Genomic DNA, 13,714 nt, shown 5'->3' on the forward strand with positions numbered 1-13,714 from the left:
CACGACTTGAGAGGCCCGCACGAAGGCCTTACAGGACACGGGCACAATGTCCGAGTCTCATGTTCGCGCGGAAGGGGGTGCCAGGGGTGACCTGGCAAGACGAGCTGCAGAAGCTCGACAACGAACTCGCCTCTGGTCGGATCTCGGCTGACGACTACCGACGTCGCCGGGACGAGATTCTCTCCGGTTCTGCGGGTGGTGCACCTGCTCAGGCGGCACCTCAGGCTCCGTTCGCTCCCCCGTTCAAGTGGGAGGCGAAGCCGCCCAGCGCCTCGAACTCGGACGCCACCCAGGTGGTCCCGAACCAGATGCCGCCCCAGCAGCAGCCGCAGCAGCAGAACCCCAACCCGGACGCCACGCAGGTGGTGAACACGCAGAACCGGTCGAGCGACGCGGAGCGGACGCAGTACGTCACGCCCGTGCAGCCCGGTCCTGGTGGGTGGGGCCAGCCTCAGCAACAGCAGTCGGCGCCGCCGCCGTGGATCGGTGGCGACTTCGACGCGATCAACCAGCCCTCGCCGGGCTGGAGCCACGGGCCCGAGGTCTTCGACGAGGGGTCCAAGGGCGGCAAGGGCAAGGTCATCGGCATCGTGCTGGCCGTGGTCCTGCTGGCCGGTCTCGGTTTCGGCGCCTACTGGCTGTGGGGCCGCGGTGGCGGCACCGACAACAACGCCGGTGGCAACACGACCACGACGTCGACCAGCACCACCCCGAGCGCGCCGCCGGACCCGTTGCCCGCGGGCAAGCTGCCCGGCAAGGTCGCCGAGAACAAGCAGGTCAAGGACTTCACGCCGGTCCCGACGCTCAAGTACCTGCTCGACAGCGAGGTGCTGTCCTACAACGTCGCCGGCTCGACCAAGACCAAGCTCGTCCAGTTCACGACGGACGACGGTTCCAAGGGCATCCTGCTGATCGTCCAGGCCAAGGACGCCGCGGCCGCCAAGACCGCCGCCAAGGAACTGGCCGACATCCAGATCAACAACGGCATGATCGAGGCGACGGACGCACCCAAGGGCGTGCTGGTCGGCAACCTCGAGGCCAAGGCGCCGGACAACGCCCGCGTCCGCGGTCACTACACGAGCAAGGACCTCATCATCCGGCTCGACATGTCCGCCAAGACGACCGAAGCCGCGCAGAAGAACTTCAAGGACGCCCTCGACGCGCAGCTGAAGGCCCTGTCTGCCGATGAGTGACGAGCGCCGGGTCACCGCCTGCACGGTGGTGGCCGGCAACTACCTGCCCGCTGCCCGCGTCCTCGCCACCTCGTACCTGAAGCACCACCCCGGTCACCACTTCGTCATCGCTGTCATCGACGCGGAGTGGGACAGGACCGAGGAGCAGAGCGGCTGGACGATCGTCGGTCCCGGCACCGCCGGGATCGACGAGGACGACTACTTCCGCATGGCCACCGGCTACTCGGTCACCGAGCTCGCCACGGCCGTGAAGCCCTATCTGCTGCGTGAGCTGCGCAAGTCCAGCGATGTCGTCATGTACATCGACCCGGACATCGAGGTCTTCGCCCCGATGCCCGAACTCGCGGACCTGGCGATGAAGCACAGCATCGTGCTCACGCCGCACTTCCTGCAGCCGTTGCCCCGCGACGGCAAGGAGCCCAGCGAGGCCGCGATCATGGGGTCCGGCATCTTCAACCTGGGCTTCGTCGCGACGGGTCCGGGTTCGGAGGCGTTCCTCGACTTCTGGGCCGAACGCCTGCGCCACGACGCGATCGTCGCGCCGCACAAGCAGCTCTTCACCGACCAGCGCTGGGTCGACCAGGTCCCGGCGCTGTTCCCGAACACCGTGCTGCGCGACCCCGGTTTCAACGTCGCCTACTGGAACGTCCACGAACGTCCGGTGCGCGAAGAGGACGGCGTGTTCACCGCGGGCGGGGAACCCTTGCGGTTCTTCCACTACAGCGGTTACCGGCCGGAACGCCCGTGGATCCTGACGAGCCACGCGCCGTTCAAGCCGCGTGTGCTGCTGTCGGAGCATCCGGTCGTGCGTCAGCTGTGCGACTCGTACGGCGCCAAGCTCAAGGCGAACGGCTACGCGCAGACGCTGGAGTCGATCCCCTACGGCTTCGCGAAGGCCGCGGACGGCACCAAGATCACCCCGGCGATGCGGACGCTGTTCCGCGACGCGTGGGTGAAGGCGGAGCGCAAGAAGAAGGACCCGCCACCGCACGCGTTCGACGCAGAGCACCACGCGGCGCTCAAGCAGTGGCTGACCGAACTGCCCGAGAACGCGCCGAAGGACAGCGGCCTCAACCGGCTCGCGCTCGCCGTGTGGGAGTCACGCGCCGATCTGCAGATGGCGTTCCCCGCACCGCACGGCGCCGACGCGGAGGGCTTCCGGAGTTGGTGCCGCACCAGCGGTATCCGCGAGGAGGCGCTGCCGGCGTGGGCTCTGCCCGGTGAACCTGCTGTGCTCAAGGAGCCCGTGGACGCGTTCGGCGTTAACGTCGTCGGCTACCTGACGGCGGAACTCGGCGTCGGCGAGATGGCCAGGATCGTGCACGACGCGATCGACCAGGCGGGCGTGCCCGTGGCGTCGGTCGTCGAGGACGAGCTGGTCACCAACCGCAAGGGCATCGACCGGCCGGGCACGGTCGGCGAGCCGCGCTTCCCGGTCAGCCTGCTGTGCGTGAACGCCGACCAGACGCAGGCCGTGCTGCGGCACCGTCCGCAGGTCGGTCACCACCGCTACCGGATCGGCCTCTGGGCGTGGGAGCTCGAGGACTTCCCCGAGCACATGCACGCCGCGTTCCGCGAGGTCGACGAGGTGTGGACGGTCAGCGACTTCGTCCGCGACGCGCTCACCAAGCACGCGACGGTGCCGGTCAAGACGATCCCGGTGCCCGTGCGCGATCCGGGTGAGCCGGATCGCCGCCCCGACCCGGAGCAGGCGCGGTTCCTGTTCGCGTTCGACTTCGCGAGCATCGGCGAGCGCAAGAACCCGTGGGGCGTCGTGACGGCGTTCCAGCGGGCGTTCGAGGGACGCGACGACGTACGACTCGTGTTGAAGGCGATCAACGGCGCGAAGCACCCGCACGTCGCGGAGAAGCTGCGCGTGCTGATCGCGGACGACGACCGGATCGAACTCGTCGAGCGCTACCTGAGCGTCGCCGAACTCGACGAGCTGTACGCGACGAGCACCGCCTACGTTTCGTTGCACCGCAGCGAGGGCTTCGGCCTGACCGTCGCCGAGGCGATGGCCCGCGCGCTGCCGGTGATCTCCACGGACTACTCCAGCACGACGGAGTTCCTGGACGACCGCACCGGCTGGCCCGTCCCGTACCAGCTCACGGTGGTGGGCAAGGGCAACTACCCGTACCCCGAGGACTCGCACTGGGCGGATCCCGACCTCGACGCCGCGGCCGCCGCGATGCGTGAGGTCGCGGACAACCCGGAAGAGGCCGCACGGCGCGGTAGGGCCGCACGCACGCACGTCCTGCGCACGAGGTCGATGCGCGACGCGGCGACGTGGATGCGCGAACAGCTCGAAGCGGCCTACAAGGTCTGGAAGTCCCCGCAGGCATCCCAGACCGGGCAGCAGATCGACGACCCGCTGCGGCCGTTGCGCGACTCCCGGCAGGCGTTGCTGTGGCGCGCGGAGGTGGGCACCGCGTCCCGCGTCCCGCTCGCCCCGGTGCTGCGCAAGGCCGTTCTCCGCTCGATCGACCACTACGACGTGCACCAGCGCAAGGTGCTCGGCGCGGTCGTCGACGGCGTGGAGCACACCCTCGGCTCGATGATGGCGCGGCTGGAGGCGGTCGAACGCGACACCGAACGGCTCACGCTGATCGAGCACGAGATCTCGGATCTCGCCGACCAGGGCCGTGAGCTGGGCGAGGACTTCGCGCGGCTGGACAAGTCCGTCACGGACCTCACCGACGACCGGGGCGACCAGCTCGCCGCCGCCATCGACGAACGCCTGGGCAAGGTCTGGGAACGACTCGAGGCGAGCGACCGCAAGACGTTCGAGATGTTCGCCGAGCGGGACCGCAGGCTGGACGACGACGAGGCGCGGTTCGCGCACGTGGTCGAGGACGTCGAGGCGGTCTACCAGGTGCAACGGCTCCGGCACGCCCCCGTGCCGCCGGACGCCGACGTGGTCGTGTGCGACGCGGGCACGTTGATCATGCCGAAGGACGCCGTGGTGTTCCCGTGGCTCCAGCACCACCGCTCGTGGGAGGTCGGCGAGGCCGATCTCATGGCGGAACTGGTGGGCGACGGCACGTTCCTCGACATCGGCGCGCACGTCGGCTACCACACGTTGCGGCTGCTCCAGCGCACGTCGGGCATGGCGGGCGCGGTCGCGGTGGAGGCCAACCCGGCCAACGCCGCGTTCCTCACCCGCAACGTGCAGGTCAACATCGGCGACCGGGCTCCGGTCACGGTGCTGCCGATCGCCGCGTGGGACTCGGAGACCGAGATCCGCCTGGTGCAGGCCGAGGAGAACAACAGCGGCGACTACCGGGCGCACGAGGGGTCCGAAGGCGCCGGTGTGGTCATCCCCGCGGTCCGGCTCGACGGCCGCGCCGAGGTGACGTCGACCCGGATCTCGCTGATCAAGATCGACCTCCAGGGCCGTGACCACCGGGCGCTGAACGGGCTGACCGGCGTGGTCGAACGGGACAGGCCGCACGTCGTGTGCGAGTTCGATCCCGGCGCGATCGAGGAGCTCGGCGACGACCCGGCCGCGGTGCTGGCGGGGTACCGGGCGCTGGGTTACGAGCCGTCCCCGGTGCGGGAGAACGGGTCGGCCGGCGGCGACTACACCGACGCCGAACTGATCGAGGAGGCGCTCGGGTCGAAGTCCGGGTTCACCACGTTGTGGCTGCGACCCAGCTCACCTGCGCAAAGCTAGGAAATTTGGCGTAACCTCCTGCGACAATCGACGGGTGGCGACCACGGTCGCCGCCCGTTGTCGTCTTCTGGGGGAAGGATTGACCGCGTGGAGGACGGTCGTCGCAACGTCCGGCCTGCCCGGCTGCTGAGTGCGCTCGCGGTCGTCGTCGCGTTGGCGGGTGTCGCGTTCGGGGGTTGGCTGATCTGGGGTGGACAGCCACTCCCTGCCAGCGCGCGCAATCTGGAGCCGACCGGCGAGGAAGGCCGCAGGGCGGCGGATCCGCTGGCCGTGGCCGACTTCGAGTCGGGCCTGGAGAGCTACGCGTTCGTGCGCAGCTGGCCGGAGATCGAGAACATGCAGTTCCTCAGCCCGGTGGAGATCGAGACCTACGAGGCGGGCGGTGCCGGAGCGGCCCGCGTGGCCGTCTCGTCGCGCCGTCCCGAGGGCAAGGTCATCGCCGCGGTTGTGCAACTGCGTGACCGAAATGCCGCGATCGCGGCCGCCAATGCGCTCGACGCCTACCAGTTCGAGGCGGGCTTCGAACGGCGTTATCCGGTGCCGACGTCCGTGCAGCGGCAGGCCGAGGTGTTCCCGGTGAACGGGACCTCCGATCCGGAACGCAAGCCGGTCGTCCGCGTGCACTACGTCCACGGCAACCTGGTGGTGCGCCTCGAACTGCACGCCAACACCGCCGAGGACGTGCGCGACCGCTTCGGTGCCCTGCTCGAGCGGCAGCTGAAGGTGTTGCCCGCCGATGGTTGATCAGATGGTGCGGACGAGGAGCGTGCCCGGCCTGACCGTGCTCGCGGCGGCGGGGGTCTTCCTCGTCGGCTACAGCTACCTCTTCGGGCTCTGGCCGAGCCGATACGCCGAGTCGCCCGACCTGCTGGTGGTCATCCGGGCCTGGGTGAACCAGCCGACCGGCATCGGTGAGGACTTCGGGTTCCTCGGCGTCGCGGTGCTGCTGCTCGTGGCCGGGTACGTGGTCTCGGAGGCGGCGGCGCGGTTGTCGTCGCGGCAGCTGCTGATGTTGCTGGTGCGGACGGTGCTGCCGGTCGTGGTCGGCGCGGTGCTGGTGAGCACGCTGCTGGTGCTGGTGGGCGCCACGCCGTTGACGGAACCCGCCGAGCCCTCGCTGTCGTTCTGGGCGGTGCTCGCGAACCTCCTGCTGGTGCCCCGGTTGTTCGGGCAGCCGTCGCTGCTCGGGCTGGACGCGCCGGTCACGGCCGCGTTGTTGTTCGTGCTGCTGCTGTTCGCCATACGGCCGTTGCTGCGGTATCCGGTGATCGCGGCCGTCGTGCAGTTGGAGGTCGTCGGCGGGGTGATCCTGCTGGGCGGCTGGGCGAACGAGGCCGACGCGTCGTCGTTCCTGCACGCGCTCGGGCTGATCGCGGGCTACCTGCCGTTGCTGCTGATCGGTCAGCTGGCCTGGATGTTCCAGACCAGTGCGCTGAACGCGCGGTTCGGCGTCGGGTTCGGGTTCGCGGGCCTGGTGCTGCTCGTGGTGCACGACCGGCTGTTCCCCGAACTGGACGGCTGGTGGCACCCGCTGAGCGGTGCCTACGCGGTGTTGTTGCTGCTCATCGCACTGCCCCGCGGCGCTTCCGTCGCCGGCGTGGCCCCGGTGCGGTGGCTCGCGAGCCGCGCGCTGCCGTTGTTCTTCTCGATCCTGGTGGTCGGCTACGCCGTGCTCGGACTCCAGCGCGGCTGGATGCCGCTGGTGCTGGCGATCCCGATCGCGTTCGCCGTGGCCGGTCTCTGCGCTGAAGGCGTGCATCGCGCCGTGGGGCGGTTGTCGTGACCGATACTTTGACCAGGCCCGTCGTGCCGGCGGCCCGGCCCGCGACCGGGTACATGCACGGCCTCGACCTGCTGCGCGTCATCGCGTCGGTCTGCGTGGTGCTGACCCACCTGACCGCCTGGTTCACCTTGCGGGACAAGGACTTCTGGCTGGCGCACTGGGTCGAGCGCGACGTCGTCGGCACGTTGCACCTGAACCCGCGGCTGTCGTTCATGGGTGTCGCGCTGTTCCTGGTGGTCAGCGGTGTCGTCGTGACGCACGTGGCCGACCGCGAGAAGCCGCTGCAGTTCCTGCGGCGCCGCGTCGTCCGGCTGATGCCGCTGCTGTGGGTCGTCACGCCGCTGGTCTGGCTCCTGATCAACCTGGGCTACCAGGTGTCGTCGGCCAAGGAAGGCGATCTGACGTTCGGCGACATGATCAGCGGCATGTTCCTGGTGAACTACTTCCAGGACCCGCCGGTCGCGCTGGTCGCGGTGACGTGGACGTTGACCATCCAGATCGTCTTCTACGCGTACGTGGCGGCGACGATCCCGTTGCTGCGCCGGATGCCGTGGATCCCGCCGCTGGCCGCCGCGCCGTTGTGCTTCATCACGCTGCTGATCACCGACGGGTTCGGGACGAACACCGCGCACCAGATCGGGCAGTTCGGCGCGTACCTGCCGGTGCTGGTGATCGGTCAGCTGATCTCGCTCGTGCACTCGAAGAAGGTGCACCCGCTCGCGGGCACGGCCATCGGGGCCGTCCACTTCGTGCTGTTCACCTGGGCGGACAAGGTCGGCGGCTACACCTCGCAGGGCGACTCGGTGCCGCGGACGTTGTTCATCGCGGTGCTGCTGACGATCGTGCTGGTGTCCGCGTCCGGCCCGGTGACGCGGTCGGCGTTCGTGCGCGGCTGGTCCAAGCGCACGTACGCCATCTACCTCGTGCACCTCAGTTGCATGTACCCGCTGTTCGACACTCTGATGGGTGTTCTCGACCCGAACCTCGTCGCCGTGATGGGGCTCGCGCTGACCGCTCTGGTGGCCGAGATCCTGCACAGACTGGTCGAAATGCCTGCGCACAACGCCGTTCGGCGCTGGGAGAAGCGGACCAAACGCTGATCTGAACCGTATCCGCCAGGTGCGCCACTCGTTACGCCTGGTGTGCAACACCCCGCCGCAGATGTTGGGCAGAAGACCAGAGTCGCGTTCGTGGACATCGGCCGGGCTGTAGCCGCGTTGCTGGTCGTCTACAGCCACCTCTCCGAGCAGTGGGTCGCCAAGGTCGAGGGCGACGACGCGCCGGTCTTCTCCTTCGTGGACGCGCTCACGTCCGACCCGATGCACATGGGCCTGCAGGGCATCGGGCAGATCGCCGTGCCGTTCTTCTTCCTGGTCAGCGGGTTCGTCGTGACGCCGATCGCGATGAAGCAGGGCCAGTGGCGGTTCGCCGTGAACCGGTTCGTGCGCGTCTACATCCCGATGACGTTCGTCGTGCTGCTGACGGCGCTGGTGATGACGCTGGGGGCCGACGCGCACTCCGTCGTCGTCGGCAAGAACCACGACATCTCGCTGTGGACCATCATCACCAACTCGCTGGTGATCAACTACCTGATCGTGCCGCAGGTCGTGCTGGTCGGCGTGGCCTGGACGCTGGTCGTCGAGGTCATCTTCTACGTCCTGCTGGTGTTGCTGCTGCCGTTGCTGCGTCAGCACGTGTGGCTGGTCATCTCGGTCATGCTGGTGTTCGTGTTCGTCGTGCTGATGTCGCGCCGCGAGTTCGGACCGTCGTGGGCGTTGTTCGCGGTGAACGTCTCGTACCTGCCGATACCGATCCTCGGGCAGATCATCTGGGCGACGACGACCAAACGCATCCCGTTGTGGGCGGGTGGGGCGTTCTTCGGTGTCGCGTGGTCGTTGTACGTGCTGGGCGAGCACCTCAAGCTCGGCCGGCTCGACAGCTCGTACCCGCTGGCGTTGATGGTCGCGGTGCTGTTCTTCTTCGTGGGGCTGTTCGCCGAGCCCCGGCTGCGCGAGCGCAAGGTCTGGATCGCGCTGTCCGAGCGCAGCTACTCGATCTACCTGCTGCACGGCCTGGTGGCGTTCGGGCTGCTGAGCCTGATGCGCCCGACGCTGCCGCTGTGGCTCGCGATGGTGCTGGCGATGGTCGGCCTGGCCCTCGTCGTCGAGGTGAGCTACCGGCTGGTCGAGAAGCCGAGCCACGTGCTCGCCCGCAAGCTGTCGCGGCGCAAGCGGCCCGCCGACACCCCGTCGTCGCCTCAGGTCGTCACGGCCGAGGTGACCGTGGAGATCCCGCGCCTGCGCAAGGCCGCCGAGCCTGTGGAGTCCGCGGAGGAGCAGACGACGCTCCTGCCGCGCGTGCCGGAGTTCCCGACCGACGACCCGGACGAACGCCGCAGGCGACGCCTGGAGGACAGCGCCACGAAGGCGATCTCGGTGGCGTCGTTGCTCGCGAAGCAGGAGCAGGAAGGGCAGCGGCGCGACCGCCGGCCGACAAATCGCCCCGTGCAGTGAGTCGGTCCCACCTGCAACCCCGAGCGAGTGCTACACGTCTACTACGGGTGTAGGAGCCACTCGGAGGCGACACATGTTGATCACCGTGACATTAGTCACATTGGGCGGTTTGGCGTTCTTGGTGCGAACCGTAGCGGTCCTCCTGGCCGTTTCCTCTTCCAAGAAGGCCAACGATTACCCTGCGCCACAAACGTCCACCAATTGAGATACTCGTTCGGAGTACGTCTTACGGCGGAACGTTGACTTACCGTACGATCCTTTCGGGTCGTATGACTGATCAGTCACCCGAAGGGGACCTCACAGGGGTAGGTGCGCCATGGACCACGCACTGAACAAGGTCATCGAGCTGCGCGAGAGCGGTTTTCAGTTCCTGCACTTGAGGGACGACGCCGGGCAGCTCGACCGAATCATGGCGTTCAAGCAGCGCAGAGGCTTCATCGACTCGATCCTGTTCTGGTCGGAGACCGAGGCGCGCGCGGGACGACTTCCCGCAGTTCGCGACTCCGCTCGTCCGGCCCAGGCCGTGTGGATCTACGAGGGCCCGTTGGTCGAGGCCGTGGACAGGCTGCTGGACCTGCCTGAGCCCGGCTCGCGCAACGCCCCCACGTTGATGAAGGCGACGGCATCGGATCTCGCCGTCGTGACGACGCTGCCGTTCAAGCTGAAGTTGCCGCCCGGCGCCATCGCCTAGTCCGGCTCGTCAGTCCTTTTCGAAGTCGCCGCGCTTTGTGGCGCCGATTCACTCTGCGCTTTTCGGGCGCGGCGACCTCGAAGCCACGTTTCGTTCGGCCCCGCGCCCGTGTCCAATACGACCAGAATCGTGACGGTCGGTAGCTCGACTCCCGAGTCCGCGGTGGACCGCGTTACAGCCTGGGCGTCATGCCAAAGGATGAAGAACTTCCCTCTCCTGAGTTACGCAGCTTGATGTAGAGGGCCCGGACACGAAACGTTCGCGCCCATGAACCTCAGGAAGACCGTCGCGGGGGCCGCTGTCGCCCTCGGCAGCACCGCGCTCATGCTCGGCCTGGGTGGGACCGCGCACGCCGCCGACCACGCGGACGTCACCGCCAACACGCAGCCCGACCTCGGTGGTCAGCTGGGCGACGTCGCCCAGGTCGGCAACCTCGCGTCCGTCGACACCGCCGACGCCGCCGGCAAGATCCAGGCCATCAACGCCGAAGAGGCGAACCTCGACGCGCTCGTCGAGAACGTCGACGCCGGTGCCACCGGTCTGCCGGCCGCGACGCTGCTCGGCCTCAACGAGCCGCAGGGCAACCCGCACGGCTTCGCGCACCTCGACATCTGATCCGACCAGTTCTTCCCTGGCCGGGGCGGCGCCCGATTCCCTCCCCCTCGAATCGGGCGCCGTTCCACTTTCTTCAGGAGCGCAACGCCGTGGGCATCAAGAAGATCGTCGCTTCCGCCGGTATCGCCGCAGGCGCGTTCGCCGCGCTGGCCGGTACCGCGCACGCCGCGCCGCAGCTGCCGGACGTCGACCCGATCGGCAAGGTCAGCGAGCTCGGTGACAGCGCCGGGGTGTCCACGCTGCACAACTTCGGTGGCGCGAACGTGGAGATGGTCCACGACGGTGCCAAGGTCGTCGACAGCCAGCCCTGACGGCAGGCCGCTAGCGACCGGCTGCGTACCCCTGCGCGCCGCGTGGATTCGCACCGGCGCGCAGGAGTCCGTCTGCGGCATCCCTTGCCACGGCGGACATCCGGCCGAGCGTCCACTCCCCCGCGTCCACGACCTCGTGGCCCCGTGAGCGCAGCTCGGCCAGCACGTCGGCACCGACGCGGGACTCGATGACCAGCTCCCCCGGGGTCCAGGCCCTCGGGTAGAACGAGCTCGGGAACGCGTTCGAGTGCCACATCGGCGAATCGATCGCCTCCTGCAGGTTCAGCCCCGCCCGGTGCGCGAGCCAGAAGCCGAGCTGCCACTGGTCCTGCTGGTCACCGCCGGGCGTGCCGAACGCCAGCGCGGGACGGCCGTCGCGCAGGGCCATCGACGGCGACAGCGTGATCCGCGGCCGCTTGCCGGGAGCGAGCGAGTTCGGCAGATCCTCGTCCAGCCAGAACATCTGGGCGCGGCTGCCCAGGCAGAAGCCGAGCGACGGGATCGTCGGCGAGGACTGCAACCAGCCGCCGGACGGGGTCGCCGAGACCATGTTGCCCCAGCGGTCCACGACGTCCACGTGCACCGTGTCGCCGCGCGTCACGCCGGAGCGTTCCACCGTGGGCTCCCCGATCGCACCGGTCGGGTCGGAGACCTGGTGGGACGGTCCGCTGGTGATGTGCCTGGGCAGCAACGGGTTGCGGCCGTCGGGCGAGCCGGGGCGGAGTTCGAACGAGGCGGCGTCGCCGATCAGCGCACGACGCTCGGTGGCGTACTCGCGCGACAGCAGCGTCTCCAGCGGAACGTCTGACGTGTCGCCGTACCAGGCCTCGCGGTCGGCGAACGCGAGCTTGGCCGCCTCGACGGCGAGGTGCAGCGTCTCCGCGGTCGGCTTTCCGTCCACGTAGGACAGGTCGTAGCCCTCCAGCAGCCGGAGCTGTTGTGCCAGCACGGGTCCCTGCGTCCAGGCGCCGGCCTTCACGAGCGACCACTCGCCGAAGTCCGCCACGACGGCGTCCTCGTAGGACGCCTCCCAGGACGCCATGTCGGCACCGGTCAGCACGCCCGCGTGGTCGCGGCCGGAGTCGTCGCGGAACTCGGAACGGCAGAACTCGTCGATCTGCGCGGCCACGAACCCCTGCGACCACGCCCGGCGCGCGGCCTCGATCTGCGCCTCGCGGTCGGAACCGGCGGCCTCGGCGGCGGCGAGCAGCCACTCCCAGGTGTCGGCGAGCTTGGGGTTGCGGAACTTCCCGCCGGGCGCGGGCAGGACGCCGTCCGGCATCCACTGCGCGGCCGAGGTGGGCCAGTGGTCGCGGAAGAGGTCGGAGACCATCGAGATCGTGTGCACCGCGCGTTCGACGAGAGGAAAGCCCTCGCGGGCGTAGCCGATTGCCCGATCGAGCACGTCGCGCAGCGACTTGGTGCCGTGGTCACGCAGAAGGGTGAGCCAGCCGTCCCACGCGCCGGGCACCGTCGCGGCCAGCAGACCGCTGCCGGGCACGAGGTCGAGCCCGAGGTCGGTGTAGTGCTCGATGGACGCTCCGGCCGGCGCGACGCCCTGGCCGCACAGCACCTGCGGGGCCGCTCCGGCCGCCGAGAAGAGGATCGGCACCTCGCCGCCGGGGCCGTTGAGGTGCGGTTCCACCACCTGCAACACGAATCCGGCGGTGACAGCGGCGTCGAAGGCGTTGCCGCCGTCCTCCAGGATCGCCATGGCCGACGCGGAGGCCAGCCAATGGGTCGAAGCGACCATGCCGAAGGTGCCGACGAGTTCGGGGCGCGTGGTGAACACCCCATAAAGGTATGCGACGCTAACTATCTTGCGTGACTCCGAGTGACGCACACCCCACCCCCGAATGGAGCAGTCGCCCGTCCGGCGGATCAAGGATCCCGAATGGCCGCAGACCCTGACCTCGTACAACTTTGGTCGTAGCCGACCGTCGCAGATCTCCTACCAGAGGTCTACCGGCGCGGCCGATGTTTCAACCAAGATCAAACTGCACACTTCTAGACATGGGAATCCTGACTGTCGCGACGATCTTCATCGGCCTCGCGTTCGTGGCAGCGGTGCCGTTGGTGGCGCTGCTCCACTGGTCCGACCGTTGATGTCGAGGTAACGACCGTTAACCTCCTCGCGAGCACTTCGCTTCGAGGAGGATGAAGGCATGGAGATCTCGGGTACCGCGGCCATCGTCACCGGTGGCGCGTCCGGTCTCGGCGGCGCCACCGCCCGTGCGCTGGCAGCGCGGGGAGCGCAGGTGTTCGCCCTCGACCTGCCGAACGCCATCGAGCAGGCCGACGCGATCGAGAACGTCACCTACCTGGCCGCCGACGTGACCTCGGGCGAAGAGGTCCAGGCCGCCGTCGACACCGCCGCGGGTTCCGGTGCGCCGCTGCGCATCACGGTCAACTGCGCGGGCATCGGCCCGTCGTCGCGCACCGTCGGCAAGACCGGCCCGCACGACCTCGACCTCTACCGCAAGATCATCGAGGTCAACCTCATCGGCACGTTCAACGTGCTGCGCCTGGCCGCCGCGGCCATGGGCAAGACCGAGGAGCTCGAGCACGGCGCGCGCGGCGTCATCATCAACACCGCGTCCATCGCCGCGTTCGACGGCCAGATCGGCCAGGTCGCCTACGCCTCCTCGAAGGGCGGCGTCGTCGGCATGACCCTCCCGGCCGCCCGCGACCTGTCGAACGTGGGCATCCGCGTCCTGACGATCGCGCCCGGCATCGTCGACACCCCGATGCTCGCCACGGTCTCCGACGAGTTCCGCGCGGGCCTCGCCGCCGGCATCCCGTTCCCGAAGCGCCTCGCGCAGCCGTCGGAGTACGCGCAGCTCGCGCTCTCGATCATCGAGCACGACTACCTGAACGCGGAGGTCATCCGCATGGACGGCGCCCTCCGCATGGCTCCCCGCTAGCAGCTCCC

The 13,714-nt window shown here is 68.9% G+C and carries 11 protein-coding genes; 10 read left to right on the forward strand and 1 reads right to left on the reverse strand.

Annotation, left to right across the window (positions count from 1 at the left end):
* The first annotated feature begins 86 nt into the window (after nt 1-86).
* From JNUCC0626_RS33100 to JNUCC0626_RS33140, 9 genes are all read left to right on the forward strand, one after another.
* On the forward strand, nt 87-1,193 hold the full coding sequence (locus tag JNUCC0626_RS33100; RefSeq protein WP_394614684.1) for a hypothetical protein: 1,107 nt from the start codon (nt 87-89) through the stop codon (nt 1,191-1,193).
* Nucleotides 1,186-4,869 (forward strand): FkbM family methyltransferase, encoded by a 3,684-nt coding sequence (locus JNUCC0626_RS33105; protein WP_394614685.1) that lies wholly within the window; start codon nt 1,186-1,188, stop codon nt 4,867-4,869. The genes JNUCC0626_RS33100 and JNUCC0626_RS33105 overlap by 8 nt, the downstream gene beginning before the upstream one ends.
* An 87-nt stretch (nt 4,870-4,956) precedes the next feature.
* A complete protein-coding gene (locus JNUCC0626_RS33110) occupies nt 4,957-5,613 on the forward strand; it encodes a hypothetical protein (RefSeq protein WP_394614686.1) in 657 nt (218 codons plus the stop codon).
* A complete protein-coding gene (locus tag JNUCC0626_RS33115) occupies nt 5,606-6,652 on the forward strand; it encodes a hypothetical protein (protein WP_394614687.1) in 1,047 nt (348 codons plus the stop codon). The genes JNUCC0626_RS33110 and JNUCC0626_RS33115 overlap by 8 nt, the downstream gene beginning before the upstream one ends.
* A complete protein-coding gene (locus tag JNUCC0626_RS33120) occupies nt 6,649-7,752 on the forward strand; it encodes an acyltransferase family protein (RefSeq protein ID WP_394614688.1) in 1,104 nt (367 codons plus the stop codon). Before JNUCC0626_RS33115 ends, JNUCC0626_RS33120 begins: the two co-directional genes overlap by 4 nt.
* A 90-nt stretch (nt 7,753-7,842) precedes the next feature.
* On the forward strand, nt 7,843-9,165 hold the full coding sequence (locus tag JNUCC0626_RS33125; RefSeq protein ID WP_394614689.1) for an acyltransferase family protein: 1,323 nt from the start codon (nt 7,843-7,845) through the stop codon (nt 9,163-9,165).
* A gap of 316 nt (nt 9,166-9,481) precedes the next feature.
* On the forward strand, nt 9,482-9,856 hold the full coding sequence (locus JNUCC0626_RS33130; RefSeq protein ID WP_189156589.1) for a hypothetical protein: 375 nt from the start codon (nt 9,482-9,484) through the stop codon (nt 9,854-9,856).
* A gap of 267 nt (nt 9,857-10,123) precedes the next feature.
* Nucleotides 10,124-10,471, forward strand: a complete 348-nt coding sequence (locus JNUCC0626_RS33135) for a hypothetical protein (RefSeq protein WP_394614690.1) — start codon at nt 10,124-10,126, stop codon at nt 10,469-10,471.
* 89 nt (nt 10,472-10,560) lie between these two features.
* Nucleotides 10,561-10,782, forward strand: coding sequence for a hypothetical protein (locus tag JNUCC0626_RS33140; protein WP_394614691.1), 222 nt, complete (start codon nt 10,561-10,563; stop codon nt 10,780-10,782).
* 10 nt (nt 10,783-10,792) lie between these two features.
* Here the strand turns inward: JNUCC0626_RS33140 and JNUCC0626_RS33145 are convergent, their stop codons facing one another.
* Entirely contained in the window at nt 10,793-12,574 is a 1,782-nt protein-coding gene (locus JNUCC0626_RS33145; protein ID WP_394614692.1) for a gamma-glutamyltransferase family protein, read from the reverse strand.
* A 373-nt stretch (nt 12,575-12,947) separates the two neighbouring features.
* On the opposite strand from JNUCC0626_RS33145, the gene JNUCC0626_RS33150 reads away from it, so the two are divergent.
* On the forward strand, nt 12,948-13,706 hold the full coding sequence (locus JNUCC0626_RS33150; protein WP_394614693.1) for an SDR family NAD(P)-dependent oxidoreductase: 759 nt from the start codon (nt 12,948-12,950) through the stop codon (nt 13,704-13,706).
* Nucleotides 13,707-13,714: the final 8 nt, after the last annotated feature.

Origin of the sequence: Lentzea sp. JNUCC 0626 (assembly GCF_043632865.1) — a bacterium.
In the GTDB taxonomy this organism is placed as follows: Bacteria; Actinomycetota; Actinomycetes; order Mycobacteriales; family Pseudonocardiaceae; genus Lentzea.

Bases quoted from the DNA above. Each gene is read 5' to 3' on its own strand.
- JNUCC0626_RS33130 (WP_189156589.1), top strand. From the start codon at position 9,482: ATGGACCACGCACTGAACAAGGTCATCGAGCTGCGCGAGAGCGGTTTT.
- JNUCC0626_RS33115 (WP_394614687.1), top strand. From the start codon at position 5,606: ATGGTTGATCAGATGGTGCGGACGAGGAGCGTGCCCGGCCTGACCGTG.
- JNUCC0626_RS33105 (WP_394614685.1), top strand. From the start codon at position 1,186: ATGAGTGACGAGCGCCGGGTCACCGCCTGCACGGTGGTGGCCGGCAAC.
- JNUCC0626_RS33135 (WP_394614690.1), top strand. From the start codon at position 10,124: ATGAACCTCAGGAAGACCGTCGCGGGGGCCGCTGTCGCCCTCGGCAGC.
- JNUCC0626_RS33150 (WP_394614693.1), top strand. From the start codon at position 12,948: ATGGAGATCTCGGGTACCGCGGCCATCGTCACCGGTGGCGCGTCCGGT.